20 protein-coding genes are annotated in these 17,810 nt (G+C 64.6%); 4 read left to right on the top strand and 16 right to left on the bottom strand.

All coding sequences use genetic code 11. The features are described from left to right. From WBH99_RS08685 to WBH99_RS08655, 7 genes are all read right to left on the bottom strand, one after another. On the bottom strand, positions 1-385 hold a 385-nt coding region (locus WBH99_RS08685), incomplete at its 3' end, for a zinc-ribbon domain-containing protein (RefSeq protein ID WP_424219687.1). Continuing rightward, a complete protein-coding gene (gene prmA, locus WBH99_RS08680) occupies positions 376-1,275 on the bottom strand; it encodes a 50S ribosomal protein L11 methyltransferase (protein WP_424219686.1) in 900 nt (299 codons plus the stop codon). The genes WBH99_RS08685 and prmA, both read right to left, overlap by 10 nt. 3 nt (positions 1,276-1,278) lie before the next feature. Continuing rightward, entirely contained in the window at positions 1,279-2,637 is a 1,359-nt protein-coding gene (gene accC, locus WBH99_RS08675; protein WP_424219685.1) for an acetyl-CoA carboxylase biotin carboxylase subunit, read from the bottom strand. A gap of 133 nt (positions 2,638-2,770) precedes the next feature. Continuing rightward, on the bottom strand, positions 2,771-3,226 hold the full coding sequence (accB, locus tag WBH99_RS08670; protein WP_424219684.1) for an acetyl-CoA carboxylase biotin carboxyl carrier protein: 456 nt from the start codon (positions 3,224-3,226) through the stop codon (positions 2,771-2,773). A 48-nt stretch (positions 3,227-3,274) separates the two neighbouring features. After that, positions 3,275-3,754: a type II 3-dehydroquinate dehydratase gene (gene aroQ / locus WBH99_RS08665; protein WP_424219683.1), complete on the bottom strand. Its 480-nt coding sequence runs from the start codon at positions 3,752-3,754 to the stop codon at positions 3,275-3,277. Positions 3,755-3,788: 34 nt separating this feature from the next. Next, on the bottom strand, positions 3,789-4,358 hold the full coding sequence (locus WBH99_RS08660; RefSeq protein ID WP_424219682.1) for a TlpA family protein disulfide reductase: 570 nt from the start codon (positions 4,356-4,358) through the stop codon (positions 3,789-3,791). Further along, a complete protein-coding gene (locus WBH99_RS08655; RefSeq protein WP_424219681.1) occupies positions 4,355-4,957 on the bottom strand; it encodes a hypothetical protein in 603 nt (200 codons plus the stop codon). Before WBH99_RS08655 ends, WBH99_RS08660 begins: the two co-directional genes overlap by 4 nt. A 72-nt stretch (positions 4,958-5,029) precedes the next feature. On the opposite strand from WBH99_RS08655, the gene mpl reads away from it, so the two are divergent. Both mpl and WBH99_RS08645 read left to right on the top strand, forming a co-directional pair. Continuing rightward, positions 5,030-6,388: a UDP-N-acetylmuramate:L-alanyl-gamma-D-glutamyl-meso-diaminopimelate ligase gene (gene mpl, locus WBH99_RS08650; protein WP_424219680.1), complete on the top strand. Its 1,359-nt coding sequence runs from the start codon at positions 5,030-5,032 to the stop codon at positions 6,386-6,388. Positions 6,389-6,588: 200 nt separating this feature from the next. Next, positions 6,589-8,559: a DEAD/DEAH box helicase gene (locus tag WBH99_RS08645; RefSeq protein WP_424219679.1), complete on the top strand. Its 1,971-nt coding sequence runs from the start codon at positions 6,589-6,591 to the stop codon at positions 8,557-8,559. 79 nt (positions 8,560-8,638) lie between these two features. Here WBH99_RS08645 and WBH99_RS08640 read toward each other — a convergent pair whose 3' ends face one another. Continuing rightward, positions 8,639-10,417 carry a glutamine--tRNA ligase/YqeY domain fusion protein gene (locus tag WBH99_RS08640; protein ID WP_424219678.1) on the bottom strand — a complete coding sequence of 593 codons (1,779 nt, stop codon included), beginning with the start codon at positions 10,415-10,417 and terminating at the stop codon, positions 8,639-8,641. Between the two features lie 115 nt (positions 10,418-10,532). Between WBH99_RS08640 and crcB the strand changes: the two genes are divergently transcribed. Next, positions 10,533-10,922 (top strand): fluoride efflux transporter CrcB, encoded by a 390-nt coding sequence (crcB, locus tag WBH99_RS08635; RefSeq protein ID WP_424219677.1) that lies wholly within the window; start codon positions 10,533-10,535, stop codon positions 10,920-10,922. Positions 10,923-11,000: 78 nt separating this feature from the next. Here the strand turns inward: crcB and WBH99_RS08630 are convergent, their stop codons facing one another. Both WBH99_RS08630 and WBH99_RS08625 read right to left on the bottom strand, forming a co-directional pair. After that, on the bottom strand, positions 11,001-11,273 hold the full coding sequence (locus WBH99_RS08630; RefSeq protein ID WP_110070891.1) for a hypothetical protein: 273 nt from the start codon (positions 11,271-11,273) through the stop codon (positions 11,001-11,003). A gap of 104 nt (positions 11,274-11,377) precedes the next feature. Next, positions 11,378-13,039 carry a nitroreductase family protein gene (locus tag WBH99_RS08625; protein ID WP_424219676.1) on the bottom strand — a complete coding sequence of 554 codons (1,662 nt, stop codon included), beginning with the start codon at positions 13,037-13,039 and terminating at the stop codon, positions 11,378-11,380. 78 nt (positions 13,040-13,117) lie between these two features. Between WBH99_RS08625 and WBH99_RS08620 the strand changes: the two genes are divergently transcribed. After that, positions 13,118-13,240 carry a hypothetical protein gene (locus WBH99_RS08620; protein ID WP_424219675.1) on the top strand — a complete coding sequence of 41 codons (123 nt, stop codon included), beginning with the start codon at positions 13,118-13,120 and terminating at the stop codon, positions 13,238-13,240. A 110-nt stretch (positions 13,241-13,350) separates the two neighbouring features. Here WBH99_RS08620 and WBH99_RS08615 read toward each other — a convergent pair whose 3' ends face one another. The 6 genes from WBH99_RS08615 to WBH99_RS08590 form a co-directional block, all read right to left on the bottom strand. Next, positions 13,351-14,175, bottom strand: a complete 825-nt coding sequence (locus WBH99_RS08615; protein WP_424219674.1) for an SDR family NAD(P)-dependent oxidoreductase — start codon at positions 14,173-14,175, stop codon at positions 13,351-13,353. An 853-nt stretch (positions 14,176-15,028) separates the two neighbouring features. Then, positions 15,029-15,403 carry a helix-turn-helix domain-containing protein gene (locus tag WBH99_RS08610; protein ID WP_424219673.1) on the bottom strand — a complete coding sequence of 125 codons (375 nt, stop codon included), beginning with the start codon at positions 15,401-15,403 and terminating at the stop codon, positions 15,029-15,031. Continuing rightward, positions 15,400-15,696 (bottom strand): hypothetical protein, encoded by a 297-nt coding sequence (locus WBH99_RS08605; protein WP_424219672.1) that lies wholly within the window; start codon positions 15,694-15,696, stop codon positions 15,400-15,402. Before WBH99_RS08605 ends, WBH99_RS08610 begins: the two co-directional genes overlap by 4 nt. Before the next feature lie 8 nt (positions 15,697-15,704). Continuing rightward, entirely contained in the window at positions 15,705-15,905 is a 201-nt protein-coding gene (locus tag WBH99_RS08600) for a hypothetical protein (protein WP_424219671.1), read from the bottom strand. A 70-nt stretch (positions 15,906-15,975) separates the two neighbouring features. Next, the gene (locus WBH99_RS08595; RefSeq protein WP_424219670.1) at positions 15,976-17,199 is read right to left on the bottom strand and encodes a TIGR03862 family flavoprotein; all 1,224 of its coding nucleotides are present in this window, start codon (positions 17,197-17,199) and stop codon (positions 15,976-15,978) included. A gap of 127 nt (positions 17,200-17,326) precedes the next feature. Next, positions 17,327-17,810, bottom strand: a 484-nt coding sequence (locus tag WBH99_RS08590) for a glutamate 5-kinase (RefSeq protein ID WP_424219669.1), incomplete at its 5' end; no start/stop codon positions are given.

Genomic DNA, 17,810 nt, shown 5'->3' with positions numbered 1-17,810 from the left:
GGTCCATGGGGGGAAACGGGGGGCGCAGGGGGGGCGGGGCTACGGCTTCTGTGTGGGGGGGCGCCTCCGTTGCGGCAGGGGGGCGCTCGCCGGCCTCGCTTCCGGGCTCAGGTTCAGCGGCCGGGCGCTCCAGCGCTTCGGGCGAGGGGGAAGGGGGCGGCGCTTGCGGTGGGACATCCGGCTCCGGTATCGGGAGGGGGGCGGCCGCTTGTTCCAGAGGCGGGATCTTTGCCGGAGCGGGAGAAGGGGATTCGTCCAGCAGGTGTTCACTGGCATTGAAGACCTGGCGGCAGCTGCCGCAGCGCACCTTGCCGTTTCGGGCCAGCAACTGCTCCCGGGTGAGGCGAAAGGTGGTGGCGCAGGCGGGGCAGCGGGTCAGGAGCATGGGCGGCTGCCGGCAAGGCAGACCCAGCCCTCGCGGGTGTCTGCCACGGTGAGGGGGATCCAGGTGGCGTAGATCTGGATGATTTCCTCGGCCTGCTCGGCCAGGATGCCGGACAGGGCGAGCTTGCCTCCGGGGCGCACATGGGCGCAGATGGCCGGGGCCAGCAGCCGCAGGGGATTGGAGAGGATGTTGGCGACGACGAGGTCATATTCGCCGGCGAGGGGGGCGGCCGTATCCTCGAAGCGGGCCTCGACCTGGTTCTGTTTTGCGTTGTCCCGCGCGGCGCTGACGGCCTGGGGGTCGATGTCCACGCCGGAAACTTTGCCGGCGCCCAGTCTGGCGGCGGCAATGGCGAGGATGCCGGAGCCGCAGCCGTAATCGAGCAGGCTGCAGCCGGGGCTGACTTCCCGTTCCAGCCACTCCAGGCAGAGCCGGGTGGTGGGGTGGGAGCCGGTGCCAAAGGCCATGCCGGGGTCGAGGATCAGGTTGATCGCGCGCGGGTCCGGGCTCGTGTGCCAGGAGGGCACGATCCAGAGGCGATCCGAGATGCGGATGGGGTCGAACTGGGACTGGGTGAGCTGCACCCAGTTCTGCTCTTCCACCCGCGCCAGGGCGAAGTCCGGCACCTGGGCCAGGCCGAGGGCGGCGGCGGCTTTGGCCATCATCTGGCCCACGGGCGCGTCCTCGGCGAACAGGGCGACGATGCGGGAGTGGTCCCAGGCCGTGGCCGGGGTTTCCATGCCGGGTTCGCCGAACTGGGGCTTTTCCTCGGGCGTGCCGGCGTCCGCGTCCTCGATGCTGGCCGAGAGCGCGCCGGCTTCCAGCAGGGCGTCACACAGGGGCTCGGCCGTGGCGGCATCGGTGAGGAAGGCAGCGCTGATCCAGGCCATGGCTTACTTCTTGACCTCGCCCTTGTCCGCCAGCTTCTGCTCCAGGTAATGGATGCTGGTGCCGCCTTCGATGAAGCGGGCATCCTGCAGCAGTTCCTGGTGCAGGGGGATGTTGGTCTTGATACCTTCGATGCCCATTTCGGAGAGGGCGATGCGCATGCGGCGGATGGCCTGTTCCCGGGTGTCGCCATAGGCGATCACCTTGGACACCATGGAATCATAGTGGGAGGGCACCGTATAGCCTTGATAAATATGGGAGTCGACCCGGATGCCGGGGCCGCCGGGTGGGTGATACAAGCTGATTTTGCCGGGACAGGGCACGAAGGTGAAGGGGTCTTCGGCGTTGATGCGGCATTCGATGGCATGGCCACGGAAATTGATGTCGCGCTGCTTGAAGCGCAGCTTTTCGCCGGCGGCGACGCGGATCTGTTCCTGGACGATGTCGATGCCGGTGATGGCTTCGGTGACCGGGTGTTCGACCTGGATCCGGGTGTTCATCTCGATGAAGTAGAACTCATTGTTTTCATAGAGGAACTCGAAGGTGCCGGCACCGCGATAATTGATCTTGCGACAGGCTTCGGCACAGCGTTCGCCAATCCGGGCAATGAGGCGGGGCGGAATCAGGGGGGCCGGCGCCTCTTCGATCACCTTCTGATGGCGGCGCTGCATGGAGCAGTCGCGCGCACCCAGGTAGACGGCCGTGCCGTGCTGGTCGGCCAGCACCTGGATTTCCACGTGACGCGGGTTTTCCAGATACTTTTCCAGATACACGACGGGGTTGCCGAAGGCGTTCTGGGCTTCGGCCTTGGTCATCTGAACCGCGTTCAGCAGGGCGGCTTCGGTATGTACGACGCGCATGCCGCGTCCGCCGCCGCCGCCGGCCGCCTTGATGATCACCGGGTAGCCGACGGCGCGGGCGATCCGGGTCACTTCCTTGGGGTCGTCCGGCAAGGCGCCATCGGAACCGGGGACGCAGGGCACTTCTGCGGCCTTCATGCAATCCTTGGCGGAAACCTTGTCGCCCATCAGGCGGATGGTTTCGGCCCGGGGGCCGATGAAGACGAAGCCGGAGCTTTCCACCCGCTCGGCGAAATCCGCGTTCTCGGAGAGGAAACCGTAGCCGGGGTGGATGGCCTGGGCGTCGGTCACTTCCGCGGCGGAAATGATGGCGGGTACATTCAGGTAGCTCAGGGCCGAGGGGGCGGGGCCGATACAGACGGATTCATCGGCGAGTTTGACGTACTTCGCCTCCCGGTCCGCTTCGGAGTGCACCACCACGGTCTTGATGCCCAGTTCCCGGCAGGCCCTTTGTACCCGGAGGGCGATTTCGCCGCGGTTGGCGATCAGTATTTTTTCAAACATTTCTTTCTCCCGCGGTGAAATCGCCCTTGCAGCCTGCGGCTGCCGGGCAATCTGGCTTCGCCGCTGCGGCGCCTTGCGGCGCCTGGTCGCCGCGGCTGGCGATCCGTATTTTTTCAAACATGTTCGCCACCACTTAGCCGATGATGAACAGAGGTTCGCCGAATTCCACCGGCTGGCCGTTTTCCAGCAGGATGGCCTTGATGACGCCGGAGGCGTCGGCCTCGATCTCGTTCAGGAGCTTCATGGCCTCGATGATGCACAGGGTATCGCCTTCCTTCACGGTCTGGCCGACTTCCACGAAGGCATTGGCGCCAGGGGAGGGGGAGCGGTAGAAGGTGCCCACCATCGGAGACTTCACTTCGTGCCCTTCGGGCAGGTCGTCCTCGTCATCCAGGTTGACGCTGCTGGGGGCGGCCGGGATGCCGACGGGGGCGGCCATGGGGAGTTGATATTGCGGATAGGGCGCAGCGGCGCCGGCTGGGGCAAATTTGGCGATCCGCACCTTTTCTTCGCCTTCGGTGACTTCCAGCTCGGAAATGCCGGATTCTTGCACCAGATCAATCAGTTTCTTGAGTTTACGCAGGTCCATGAGGATCTCCCGGAGTCCGTGAACAGGAAAGGCAGGGGAAAACCCGGCTCAATCCGTATTGAATTTATTGAGAAGGAATTCGAGGGCGAGGTAATAGCTTTCGTGCCCCAGTCCAGAAATGACGCCGATGGCCAGATCCGAAAAAAAGGAATGCTGCCGGAAGGGTTCCCGGGCATGCACATTCGAAAGATGGACCTCGATGAAGGGAATGGCCACGCCCGCCAGGGCATCGCGGATGGCGACGCTGGTATGGGTCCAGGCGGCGGGGTTGATGATGATGTAGCGCACATCCTGCGAGCGGGCCGCGTGGATGCGCTCGATCAGCGCCCCTTCGTGGTTGGTCTGGAAACTTTCCAGATCCACGTCGGCGGCGGCGGCCCGGCGTGCCAGAGCCAGGTTGATGTCTTCCAGGGTAAGCGAGCCGTAATGCTGGGGTTCGCGGGTGCCCAGAAGATTGAGATTGGGGCCGTGCAGCACCAGCAGGCGGGGCTTTCCGGTGGTCCTGGAAGCGGATTTTGGCTTCGTCATGGCGGCGAGTTTGCCGTAATTGGCAGCAAATTGTCTAGTGATTCTGCTTCGGGACCGGGCTTGCCGTGGCCCCCTGGAGGAGGGTATCCATCTCATTTTCCTCGATGCCGCCCAGCTTGCGGGCGTGGATCTGGCCGTCGGCCTTGATGATCAGGGTGAAGGGCAGGCCCAGGGATGGGTTGCCCAGGTCCTTGGACAGGCGCATCACTTCGGTGCCGCCCACCAGAAGCGGATAGGCAACCGGCGTCTTGTCGGCAAAGCGCTCGACATTCCCGGCTGAATCGACCGCAATGCCGATGAATTGTACGCCCCGCTCCCTCCAGGCCTGCTGCAGGCGGGAGAAGACGGGCATTTCTTTCTGGCAGGGAGGGCACCAGGTAGCCCAGAAATTCACCACCAGGGTCTTGCCCTGCCACTGCTCCAGCTTGACTTCCTGGCCCCGGGGGTCGGGCAGTTTCAGGCCTAGCAGTTGTTGCCGGGCCGCGGCTTCACCGGCCTCGGGAGGGGTCGGGTGGACCGGCGGCGGGTGGACCGGAAACTGCATCCCGGCAAACAGGGCCAGCGCTGCCAGGATCAGGATGGCCAGAATCTTGATGCGCTTCATGCGTCGCTCTCCAGCAGGCGATTCAGGGCGTCCAGCCGGATCCGTTCCCTCGGACGGCCGTCGCGGTGGCGGAAGGTATGGCGTTCGAGTTGCTGGGGAAAGATGATCAGGTTGAATTCGGCCTGGGGGGTGGAAAGCTGCAGTACGGCTTCCGCCTTGTCGTTGCGGGGTTCGGCATGGTCAAAATCGATGCCTTGATTGAGCAGGAAGATTTCCACTTCCTTGGCGCTGTCGGCGAACAGCATCAGGTCGATGGTGGAAAAGGCGCTCGCCGTGCCGTCCAGCACCGAGCCGGTGAGATAGGGGCGGAATTCAGCAAGAAAATCCATGATCCGGCTGGCTTCTGCGCGCAACCGGCGTACCTGGGCGGGGTGGGTGCCGCTCTGGTAGAGAGCCTGATAGAGCCGTAGTTCGGCTTCTACTTCGCTGTTGTCGGGTAGGGGAATGGATTCAGGCAGGCCGAGTTGCCGGGCCGCTTTCTTCTTGGCCTGGCCGACATCGGTAATGCCGTCCTGGGCCATGAGCCGGGCGGCGGTGCTGGCGATCTGGGTGCGGGAAATGCTGGAGTGGTGCGCTCGGGGGCGTTCGTGGCGGGCCATGGAAGCCTCGAAGAGGGTGAGATCAAGTAAGATTGCGCCCCGATTCTAACCGTTCTCTGCGGAAAACCTGTCATGCACATTCACATCCTCGGCATCTGTGGCACTTTCATGGGGGGCGTCGCCCAGCTGGCCCGGGCTGCCGGGCACCGGGTCACGGGCTGCGATGCCAATGTGTACCCGCCCATGAGTGAGCAGCTGCAGGCCACCGGCATCGAGCTGGCCCAGGGTTACGACCCCGCGCAGCTGGCCCTGAAGCCGGACCTGTTCGTGGTGGGCAATGCCATTTCCCGGGGCAATCCCCTGCTGGAGGCGATTCTCGACCAGGGCCTGCCCTATGTTTCCGGCCCCCAGTGGCTGGCCGACCATGTGTTGCAGGGGCGTTGGGTGCTGGGGGTGGCGGGCACCCATGGCAAGACCACCACGGCCTCCATGCTGGCCTGGATTCTCGAGGATGCCGGGATGGCTCCGGGTTTCCTGATTGGCGGGGTGCCCTTGAACTTCGAGGTCTCCGCCCGCCTGGGAGGCACCCCTTTCTTCGTCATCGAGGCCGATGAATATGACACGGCCTTCTGCGACAAGCGCTCGAAGTTCATCCACTACCGCCCCCGGACCCTGATCCTGAACAACCTGGAGTTTGATCATGCCGATATTTTCGCCGATCTGGCGGCGATCGAGACCCAGTTCCATCATCTGGTGCGCACCCTGCCGGCCGCCGGCCTGATCGTGGCCAATGGCGCCGAGGCCAGCCTGGAGCGGGTGCTGGCCCGGGGGTGCTGGACGCCAGTGCAGCGCTTCAACGCCCCGGATGGATACCGGATCGAGGGGGATGACGCGGATGGTTCCCTGGTCCTGCATGGCCCCGGAGGCGAAATCGCCCGCACGGTCTGGGCCCTGGCCGGCGGGCACAACCGGGCCAATGCCTGCGCCGCCCTGCTGGCGGCGCGGCATGTGGGGGTACCGCTGACGCAGGGGCTGGATTCCCTGTCCCGGTTCCAGAGCGTCAAGCGGCGCCTGGAGGTGCGTGGCCAGGTGGCGGGGGTGACGGTGTACGACGACTTTGCCCACCATCCGACCGCGATCGAGACCACCCTGGCCGGGTTGCGCCGCAAGGTGGGGGCGGCGCGCATCCTGGCCGTGCTGGAACCTCGTTCCAACACCATGAAGCTGGGGGTGATGAAGGACCGGCTGGCCGCCAGTCTGAAACAGGCCGACCGGGTCTATTGCTATGGCGCCCAGCTGGGCTGGGATGCGGCTGGGGCCCTGGCGCCCTTGGGGGCGCTGGCCGGGGTGGAGGATGACCTGGCGAATCTGGTCAGCCAGGTGGTGGCCGAGGCCCGTCCCGGCGACCATGTGCTCGTCATGAGTAATGGCGGTTTCGGCGGAATTCATGAGCGCCTGCTGCAGGCGCTGGCCGGAAAGCCGCCGGCCTGAGCGCTGCGATCGGCCGTTGCGATTTGCTTTTTATTTGATTTTTATCGGATTTTTGTGGAGAATGTCGCCCTTCGAGTCGCCGGAGAAGCCTTCGGTGCGTGGGTTCATTCCTGGGTTAAGGGCTTTTTTCCGGTTTTTGCGGCAATGTGTTTGGCCGCCATGTGAGAGGACCGCCGCAAAGGGGGTCGTTGGGAGTAGTCATGTCTGAAGCAATGTCTGAAACTGTTGAATCCTTTGCCCAGTTGGGCTTGTCCGAAGCCGTACTGAAAGCCTTGCTGGATGTGGGTTATGAAACCCCTTCCCCGATCCAGGCCCAGTGTATCCCCGTATTGCAGGAAGGAAAGGATCTGATCGGCATGGCCCAGACCGGCACCGGCAAGACGGCTGCCTTTGCGATTCCCATCCTGAATCGCCTGGATCTGGGCAATGCCACGCCGCAAGCCCTGGTCCTGACCCCCACCCGGGAACTGGCCATCCAGGTCGCCGAAGCCTTTGTGCGCTATGCCAAGCACATTCCCGGTTTCCATGTGCTGCCCATTTACGGCGGCCAGAGCTACGGCATCCAGCTCAAGCAGCTGGCCCGGGGCGCCCATGTGATCGTCGGTACGCCCGGCCGCATCATGGACCATCTGGAACGCAACAGCCTGTCCCTTTCCGGCCTCAAGACCCTGGTGCTGGATGAAGCCGACGAAATGCTGCGCATGGGCTTCATCGACGACGTGGAATGGATTCTCAAGCACACCCCCGCCGAGCGTCAGACCGCCCTGTTCTCCGCGACCATGCCGGACGCCATCCGCCGGGTCGCCCAGAACTACCTGCGCGACCCCCGGGAAGTGAAGATCAAGTCGGCGACCCAGACCGTGGCAGCCATCCGCCAGTGCTACTGGCAGGTATCCGGCATGCACAAGCTGGATGCCCTGACCCGCATCCTGGAAGTGGAAGAGGGGCTGGACGCCGCCATCATCTTCGTGCGCACCAAGCTGGCCACCGAAGAACTGGCCCAGAAGCTGGAAGCCCGGGGCTATTCCGCCGCCGCCCTGAATGGCGACATGAACCAGCAGGCCCGGGAGCGTGCCATCGAGCAGCTCAAGTCCGGCAGCCTGGACATCATCATCGCCACCGATGTGGCGGCCCGCGGGATCGACGTGCCCCGCGTCAGCCATGTGATCAACTACGACATCCCCTACGATGCCGAAGCTTATGTGCACCGCATCGGCCGCACCGGCCGGGCCGGCCGTACCGGCACCGCCATCCTGTTTGTGGCGCCCCGGGAAATGCGCATGCTGCGCACCATCGAACGGGTGACCCGCCAGCCGATCGAGCATCTGGTGTTGCCGACGCACCAGGCGGTGACCGACAAGCGGGTTTCCCTGTTCAAGGAACGGGTGGCCGAGACGCTCACCGCCGAAGATCTGGATTTCTTCGAGAATCTGGTTGCCGATCTGGCGGCCGAGCAGGAAGCCTCGCCGGAACGGGTGGCCGCCGCACTGGCCTTCATGGCCCAGAAGGATAGGCCCTTGCGCATGGAAGAGAAGCCCCTGCGCCAGGTCCGCGAATTCACTGAACGTCCGCCCCGCGCGGATCGTGCTGAACGCCCTGAACGCGGTGAGCGTTCCGAGCGTCCGCCGCGCCGCGAGCGGGAATCCGGTAACGAAGAGCGCCCGCCCCGGCGCGAGCGCCCCGTGTTCGCCGGTGAGGTGGGCGAAGATGATCGCGGCAATGCCGTGGTGATGGTGCGTTATCGCATCGAAGTGGGCAAGAACCAGGGCGCCTCGCCCAAGGACATCGTCGGCGCCATCGCCAACGAAGCCAATCTGCCCAGCCGTCTGATCGGCCGCATCGACTTGTTCGATGACTACAGCATCGTCGATCTGCCCGACGATCTGGATCGGGAAACCCTCAACATCCTGCGCAGCGCCTGGGTGCGTCGCCGTCAGTTGAACATCGCCCGGGAAGATGGCAGTGCGCCGCCGGCCGGTGACAGCCGTCCGCCTCGCAAGGGTCCGGGCAAGCCCCATACCGGCAAGCCCTACGGCGAGCGCTTCTCCGACCGTTCCTCGGGGGACCGCCCCTATGGCAACAAGCCGGCCTGGAAGGGCGATCGTCCTGCTGGCGCTCCCGGGGCAGGTGCCGGCAAGCCCTTCAAGAAGCGCGAACCGCGGGGTGAGTGATTGATCGCCGCTTGATGCGGTCAGAACAAAGTCAGAACAAAGGGACCCGCGGGTCCCTTTGTCGATTCATGCGGCGGCACTAGCCGCCAGTCTTGCCCCAGGAGTCCTTCAGGGTCACGGCCCGGTTGAAGACCGGCGCGCCAGCCTTGCTGTCGATCGGGTCAGCCACGAAATAGCCGTGCCGTTCGAACTGGAAGCGCTGTCCGGGCCGGGCCTCTTTCAGGCAGGCTTCCAGCTGGGCGGTGATGCGGCGGCAGGAATCCGGATTCAGTTCGGTCAGGAAGTCCGTATCGCCAGCGCCCGGCGAGGGGGTCTTGAACAGCCGGTCGTAGAGCCGGACCTCGGCGGTGCAGGCGTGGGCGGCGCAAACCCAGTGCAGGTTGCCCTTGACCTTGACGCTGTCGGCCCCCGGGGTGCCGGATCTGGTCTCCGGCAGGTATTCGCAGAGAACCGCGGTGATCTTGCCGCTATCGTCTTTCTCGCAGCCGGTGCACTTCACCACATAACCGTAGCGCAGGCGGGCCATGTTGCCCGGGTAGAGGCGGTGGTAGCCCTTGCTGGGCGCTTCCATGAAGTCTTCCCGCTCGATCCACAGTTCCCGGCTGAAAGGCATGTCCCGCTTGCCCAGTTCCGGCTTGAGGGGGTGGTTGGGCGCCTGGCAGAGTTCGCTCTGGCCTTCCGGGTAATTGGTGATGACCAGCTTCAGCGGGTCCAGCACGGCGATGCGGCGTTCGTCCTGCTCGTTCATGGTCTCCCGCATGCAGTCTTCCAGCAGGCTGTAATCGATCAGGGCGTCGTTCTTGGAAACACCGACCCGGTCCATCAGCAACTGGAAACCCTGGGGCGTGTAACCCCGGCGCCGGGCGCCGACCAGGGTGGGCATGCGCGGGTCGTCCCAGCCGGCGACATGCCGTTCTTCCACCAGTTGAATCAGCTTGCGTTTGGAGAGCACGACGTAGGTCAGGTTGAGGCGGGAGAACTCGTATTGTTGCGGCAGCGGCCGCTGCAGCAGGCCACCCTCGGCCAGGCGCTCCAGCAGCCAGTCATAGAAGGGGCGCTGGTCCTCGAATTCCAGGGTGCAGATGGAGTGTGTGATGTTCTCCAGGGCATCTTCGATGGGATGGGCGAAGGTGTACATGGGGTACACGCAGTACTGGTCGCCGGTGTTGTGGTGGGTGGCGTGGCGGATGCGGTAGATGGCCGGGTCGCGCAGGTTGATGTTGGGCGAGGCCATGTCGATTTTGGCCCGCAGGACGTGGGTGCCGTCGGCGAATTCACCGGCCTGCATGCGCTTGAACAAGTCCTGATTCTCGGCGATGCTCCGGTTGCGGAACGGGCTGTCCTTGCCCTTTTCGGTCAGGGTGCCCCGGTTGGCGCGCATTTCCTCGGCGCTCTGGCTATCGACGTAGGCATGGCCGGCGGCGATCAGATACTCGGCGCACTGGAGCATCCAGGGGAAATAGTTGGAGGCGTAGTAGAGGTTGTTCTCCTGCTCGTCCTGCCAGTCGAAACCCAGCCACTTGACGGCGTCCACGATGGAATCCACGTACTCCTGCTCTTCCTTTTCCGGGTTGGTGTCGTCGAAGCGCAGATGGCAGCGGCCGCCGAAGTCCCGCGCCAGGCCGAAGTTGAGGCAGATCGACTTGGCGTGGCCAAAGTGCAGGTAGCCGTTGGGCTCGGGCGGGAAGCGGGTGCGGATCCTGGCCGGGTCCAGGGGGGCCTGGGCATGGGCTTCAGCCAGGCCGGGCCGGCCGGCCCAGCGGCGCAGGGCGTACTTGCCGGCGGCCAGGTCGGCTTCGACGATGTTGCGGATGAAATTGGCGGCGGGCGCCACGGGGGTGGGGTTGGATTTACTCACGATTTGCCTGGGAGATTGATGCTATCGGCCGCCATTTTAGCGGCTGGAAGCCGGTTGCGGGTCCTGGGCTCGGGAAATCGCCGCTAAAATGCCAGGATACTTCGGGAGTTTCTAGATGAATGGAGTCAATTTCGCTGCCATTGGCCTGGGCGCCGCCCTGGGGGCCTGGTGCCGCTGGCTGCTGGGCATGGCGCTGAACCCCTGGTTGCCGAGTATTCCGCTGGGCACGCTGGCGACCAATCTGATCGGCGGCTACCTGGTGGGAGTGGCGGTGGGGCTGTTCCACCTGCACACGGATATTTCTCCGGCGCTCAAGCTGTTTGCCATCACCGGCTTTCTGGGCGGGCTCACCACCTTTTCCAGCTTTTCCGCCGAAACCGTGGAACGCCTGCTGGCCGGGCAAGCCGGCTGGGCCTTTGCCCTGATGTTGCTGCACCTTGGGGGTTCCCTCACCCTGACCTGGCTCGGCCTCATGACGGTGGGTGCCCAGCGCGTCTGGGGTTGATTTGGGTTGAGTTTGGGCCGGGTTTGGGCAGGGTTGGGGGCCGGGTTTCCTGTCAGCTTGTCGACAAGCCGACAGGTTTCAGTAGCGGGGCACCTTCTGCATCTCCTGGGTGTTCAGGGCCGTGGTGGTGGTGATGGAGCCTTCCGAAGTGGCCCACCAGAGGGTGACCCAGGCGTAGCCAGCCTCATCCACCCGTTCCACTTCGCAGATGGAGCCCACCATTTCCAGGAATAACTCCAGGTCTTCCTCGTCCATGTCCGGGTCGGGACTGATACCGAGGATGCGGACCTGATCGCCAGGGCCGACGGGCTGGCCGAATTTGTCCGGAACGGTGGCGGGGATGGGGGTCATGGGCTTTGCTCCTGGCGAGGGTAAGGGGAGGGTAAGGCGAGGCAATACGCAAATACGCAAATACGCAAATACGCAAATACGCAAATTGCGGGCCAGGCCGGGTTTCAGGGGCTCCGGTCCGGGTAGGGCGGGCCGGTTTCGATGCGGCTGTCCGGCACAAGATGGCCCACGGTGAAGTGGTAGAGGCTTTGCCAGCCGCTTTCTTCTATGCCCAGCACCCGGGTCACCGCCGTATCGAAAAAGCAGCCGATGCCGGTGCCCCGCACCCCGGCGGCTTCTGCCTCCAGATAAAGAATTTGCCCCAGCAGCCCGGCTTCGCGCAGCAGGTGGCGGTAATGGTCGGCGCCCAGGGCCAGGGCCTCCTCCATCCGGGCCAGGAAACCCAGGGTGAAGGCCCCGGTGGCGGCGATGTCCTGATGGCAGGAGAGAGCCCGGGCCAGCCGCTGCAACTCGGACAGTTCGAGGGGGGCGAGGCAGATCAGGCCCAGGTGGGGCGGGCAATCCGGGTCATGCCTGGCCACGGCGGCCTGGCCGGTGAAACGGCCATCGTCCGGGGCGATGTCGCGCCGCAGGGCTTCGGCCCCAGCCGGGCTGCGGGGCAGCAGATAGAGGCCGGGGGGCAGGCCCTCCACCCGTTCCACGAACAAGAGCAGGTGCACCCGGGCGGCGCTCGGCAGGACCGGCCAGGGTGCCGTTTCCGGCCGGGGCAGCAGGGCATCGAGCATCCGGTAAAAAGCGTCCTTGGCCAAAGGGATGCGCGGGTTGTAACGCTGGCCGCTGCGCCGCTGGCGAATCAGGGCCGCGTGGCCCGGGGTGTTGGCAGCGTCGGGGTCCGGGGCCGGCAAGGGGGGCAGGGGGTCTGGATGCGAGGCCGGCAGACTGGCCAGCCAGTCATCGGGCAGGCGGCTGGCCTGGGCGGCCTGGTCGATCAGGGGCCAGCGATAGCCGGGATCGGGGTCGATGAGGCTGGCCTGGCCCTGCCACGAGGCAGCTTGCAGTTCTGCCTCCAGTGCCTGCAACTGTCCGGGGCTGGGGGGCGGTAATCCCGGGGCCTGGAGGGCCAGCAGGATTTCCGGCTCCTCGGCTTCCGTGAACGGATAGGGGGTGGAGGGAAAGTCTTCGCTCCGGTTGAGGCCCAGCAACTTTGCCAGACGCTCGCTGCCCAGGGCCAGAGGCCGGGCCTGCCAGCCCAGCAGCTGGGCGGCATAGGCGATGGCGCCCAGGGCGTGGCCCAGATCGAGCTGGCAGTAGCGGAAGGCCCGCTCCCCGTATTTCCAGGCCTCCCGCCACATGATGGAACTCAGACCCAGCAGCAGGCAGGGGCTGCCGCCGGGGTTCAGCAGAGCCCGGCTTTCCAGCTGGTGCTGGAGCGGGTCGTAGTGGTGCACCCCATCGGCCAGGCCAGGAATGCCCCGGCAGAGCAGATAACTTTCCGTGGGGTGCAGATTGCCCGAAGAGGGATTGCAGCGCAGGGCCCAGCGGCTGGGGCCCCAGCTTTTCCAGGCCGAGAGGCCGAAGGAAAGCTCCAGCACGGCGCCGATGCTGTCCAGGCCGGCGGGCACGGCAGCCGTGGGGGCTGGATCATGCCAGGGACGTTCGAACTGATCGGCGCTCAGCGGCAGGGACAGGCAGGGGGCGCCATGAAAGTGGCGGAAAGGGGCCGGCTGGGCATCCCAATCCAGTTGCCCGGGGCCCGCGGCATAAGCTTCAAAGTGGTGGCGGGTGCGAGCGTGGTAGCTCTGGATGAACGGAATGTTTTCCGGCACGGCAGGCTTTCTCGATGGGGGTTGCGCAGGGTACCGCGATACCGCATGAGACAGCAAAGCCCGTTCCCGGGTTGCAGCTTGCCGCAGAGGCCCTGCTCCAGCGGCCAGGCCCGGCCCGGCCCAACCCGCCTGATGGCGGGCCTGATCGTGGGCCTGATCGTGGGCCTGATGGCGGTCAAGGCAATTCAGACTGCCCTGTAGCCGGCTGCCACCGGACAAGGCAGACCGGTGGCGCAGGGCCGCCGCCAGGTCGGAAAAGCGCGTCCGCCGCGGGATCAGGGCATGCGCCGGCTTTTATGTCGTCAAGCGGATCAGGCGATTTTAGGCTGACCGTCCGAGGCGGTCACGCCACCATCGACGGGAATATTGACACCATTGACAAAACTGGCATCTTCGCTGGCAAGAAAGGCCATGACCGCAGCGACCTCTTCAGGCTCTGCAGCTCTACCGAGCGGGATGCGTTCATTGAATTTCTGGTTCACCGCTTCCGGGAAGTTGGCGGTCATGTTGGTCTTTACCAGGCTCGGACAAACGGCATTGACCCGCACCCCGGCTCCGCCGTGGTCGAGTGCCATCGCGCGTGTCAGGTTGGATACGGCACCTTTCGCAGCGCAGTAATATGCAGCTCCCCAGTCGCCGCCGAGACCCGATACAGAAGCGGTATTGACGATGCAGCCTTTGCTCTTGAGCAGGTGCGGAAGAGCGAATTTCGAGCAATACACTACCCCGTTGATATCAATGGCGGAGATCCGCTCCCAGTCTTCCAGGCTGGAGTCGAGGACGCTGCCGGTCGCATGCACGCCGGCATTGTTGATGAGCACATCGACTTTGCCGAACTGTTCCACAACGCGGTCGAACATCGCCCTGACCGACGTCACGTCAGAGACATCGACGCCGATGACCAGTGTCCGCTTCTCCGGCAGGGAGGAAGCCACTTTTTCGGCGGCCGTCTTGTCCCAGTCGGCCAGGACGACGATCGCCCCTTCCGATGCAAAGCGACGTGCTGCGGCAGCGCCAATCCCGCTACCGGCGCCAGTAATGACGACAACCTTGTTTTCGAACCTCATAAAGCTTTGCATCCCAACTTCCCCTTGCAGACCCTGCTCTGATGTCATGGTCTGATAGCCAATGTTCATTAAAAAGGGAGACAAGTCCCGAGTCTCATGGCAAAGGACTCATGGCAAAGGACCCGGGGCTTGCCTCCATGGCGACTCCCTGAATTACCTTCCTGGAGTTTTCATGCTCGTTGAGCATATCAAGTCCTCCCCCCCAACTGTCAAGCTGGAGCGGCAGCGTATTTGCGGGCGCTCGGCAAAGTGCGCGGCAGTGTCTGCTGTCGAGGTCGACGGCGCACTCCCGCCCCCGCTCCAGGGCCTTCGCATTCGAACGGAATATATCCCTCGAGCATTCTGCCGCGCAAAAATCGTTACCCCTCGGTGACTTACAGCAAGCACTTGTAAACACGGAGGAAATACCGCCTACTCTCATCCTTTGGGCGATAAAAAGCGATCTGGGCAAGTGCTTTGAAGGCGATGCTGATGGAGGTGGAGGATCCGCGTAAGCCGAGCAACGGGACGCAGTTCGGGCAGCGGCGGTGAGACGGCCATCCACAGGGTGAGCGCGTTTGAGCCTCGCCTCGGTCTGGCGCTGAGTCACCTCGCACCGGCCGAAGTGGCTGAAGCCGTGCATTCGCACTGGGGCATCGAAAATCAGCTGAAATCAGCTGCATTGGGTGCTCGATGCCACCCTGAAGGAAGATGCCAGTACCGTCCGCAAGGACAACGCCCCGGAAAATCGTTCCCGGCCTCTTCGGCATGGATAGACTGGATACCACGGATACCGCCAAATCCAGCCTGCGACTCAAGCGCAAACGCGCCGACTGGGATGATGAATTACGAGCCCGTTTCCTGAGACTTACCCCAATAAGATGTTCGAGTGCGGAGGCCCTGGTGCTCACGGCCAAGCGCTTTCCACATAAAAGGATTATGTCTATGCAACTTCTGCCGTAAGCTGGAATCGGGTCGCAGTGGCTCGCACCTCTTTCATGCGCCCATGCCCTGGGAGGGTCTTTTCCACAATCGTAACCAACCCAACTTGTGCCAATTCGTCGAGGTCGCGCTTAACCGCGCTGCGGTCTCGGTGCAGCCGCGTGGCGATGTCCGTAATCGACCCCGGCGCTTCCTTGACCGCACGAAACAACGCCAAGCGAGTAACCGTAATGAGCTTCATCACGTCGGCGGGGTCTTCAAAGCTGATGATGCGTTCTTCGGGAATGGGCTCGCCACGGTCTGCCGCCTTGGCCAATCGACGGCCTCGCGCAAAGAAGTCCTTTTCCGTACCTGTCTTGATGGTGAGCTTGGTCATTTGCGGCCTTTCAGTGCTGTCCAATCCTGTTCAAATCTCTCTTCAACGTCCTCGAAACCAACGAAGTCGATGGGTTCAACAACGCCAAAGTAGTGCCGATGGTGGTAGCCATGGGCGTTGTCATAGCCAACCACCCGCCCGTTGTCTCCTGCATGGAGGTCATGATTGATGTAGGCAAGGTTGTAGCGCGCAACCCTGCCGTGATGATCAACCCACACTTCTCGCCGTAGGCTCCCGTTTCCACGTTTGTCAGAAATCTTGTGGGATTCGTCGTAGAGCTTCGTCTCAGGCATGATTCATGTTATCGCGCCTGCTGCGTTTCTGCACTGTCTTTCTTCCCACGCAACTGCCGATACACCGCTTCCACCAGCTGATTCGCCAGTCCCTCGAACACCTTCTCATGTCGTAACGCCGGGTCGGCCATGGCGCTGTGGTTGTCCAAGGCATCCACCACGGCGTGGTTGAGCTTGGTCTCGTAGGCACCGTTGGCGAACGCATCCACCGTGTCGTTGGCCTGCGCCTGCTCTTGGCTTGGCCGCCTCCCGGTCTCATGGGCTTTGTGCCACCCCCGCTCAGTTCCGGGTGGGGGTGGCTTGCGCCAGCCAGCGGGCGATGCCGAGGCCGGCTTGGTGGCCGGTCGCCAGGCAGGCGGTGAGCAGGTAGCCGCCCGTGGGGGCTTCCCAGTCCAGCATCTCCCCGGCGCAAAAGAGGCCGGGCTGGCGGCGCAGCATGAAATCCTCATCCAATTCCGATAGGGCGACGCCGCCGGCGGTGCTGATTGCTTCTTCCAGGGGCGCGGGGGCGACGACCGGCAGGGGCAGGGCCTTGATCGCGGCTGCGAGCCGGGCCGGGTCGGCAAGGCTCTGGGGGGGCAGGCATTCGCGCAGCAGGGCGGCCTTGACGCCGGTGAGGCCGCCCTGGCGGCGCAGGTGGTTGGCGAGCGAATCGCGGCCGCGGGGGCGGCTGAGCGCGGCTTGCAGGGCTTGCAGGCTTTTGTCCGGGGCCAGGTCGAGGCTGATGGCGGCTTCGCCATCCTGTGCCAGGGCATCCCGGAGCGGAGCCGCAAGGGCGTAGATCAGGCTGCCTTCGACCCCCTCGCGGCTGATGACGAATTCTCCCCGGCGCGGGGCAAAGCCCGGGGCGCCGGCGCAGACGTTCTTCACCGGCGCGCCGGCAAAACGCTCCCGGAAATGTTCGCGCCAGGGCACGATGAAACCGCAGTTGGCCGGGCGCAAGGGCGCAAGGGCGATGCCCCGCTCGGCCAGCAGGGGCGCCCAGCGGCCGTCGGAGCCCAGGCGCGGCCAGCTGGCACCGCCCAGGGCGAGCAGGGTGGCGGCAGGGGTGAAGCTGAGGGGGCCGGCCGGGGTGTCGAAGCAAAGCGCCTGCCCCTGCCAGCCGTTCCAGCGGTGCCGCATGTGAAAACGCACTCCCTGCTGGCGCAGCCGGTGCAGCCAGGCGCGCAGCAGGGGGGCGGCCTTCATGCCTTCGGGGAAGATCCGGCCGGAGCTACCGATGAAGGTGGGAATGCCCAGTGTTGCGGCCCAGGCGCGCAGGGCCTCGGGCGGCAGGGCGGCCAGGGCGGCTTCGAGGCGCGAGGAGGCGCTGCCATAGCGGCGGATGAAATCGGGAAAGGGCTCGCTGTGAGTGAGGTTGAGTCCGCTCTTGCCGGCCATCAGGAACTTGCGCCCGGCGCTGGGCATGGCGTCGAAGCAATGTACCGGGTAGCCCCGGCCAGCGAGCACTTCGGCGGCCATCAGCCCGGCGGGGCCGCAGCCGATGATGGCGATGGGAGGCATGGGTGGGAGGCCGGGTAGGGGTAAAGGCAGGGTAAAAGGCGTGGGCAAAAAGCGTGGCAAAAAACGTGGCAAAAAACGTGGCAAAAAACGTGGCAAAGGCGTGGCAAATGCGTGGGCAAAAAACCGTTCAGGCCAGCAGGATCAGGTTGTCGCGATGGATCATCTCCGGCTCATCTACATAGCCGAGCAGGGATTCGATCTCCTGGGAGGGGTGGCGGGCGATGCGGCGGGCATCGGAACTGCCGTAATTGGCAAGGCCGCGCGCCACTTCCCGGCCATCCGGGGCGATGCAGGCCACCGCCGCGCCCCGCTCGAATTCGCCGATCACCGAGAGGACGCCGATCGGCAGCAGGCTTTTGCCGGTCTGCAGGGCCTTGACCGCGCCTGGATCGAGATAGAGCTGGCCGGCGGTCTGCAGGTGGTCGGCGAGCCATTGCTTCTTGGCGGCCAGGGGTTCGGTGCGGGAGAGGAGCAGGGTGCCGATGGCTTCCCCCGCGGCCAGGCGCTCGATCACGTCTGCCTCCCGGCCGCTGGCGATCACCGTGTGGGCACCGCTGCGGGCGGCCCGCTTGGCGGCCAGCACCTTGGTGATCATGCCGCCGGTGCCAAGG

This window comes from Azovibrio sp., from assembly GCF_049658005.1.
In the GTDB taxonomy this organism is placed as follows: Bacteria; Pseudomonadota; Gammaproteobacteria; order Burkholderiales; family Rhodocyclaceae; genus Azovibrio.
Note: the sequence above shows the minus strand (reverse complement) of the source record. Positions and strands in the feature narration are given on the sequence as shown.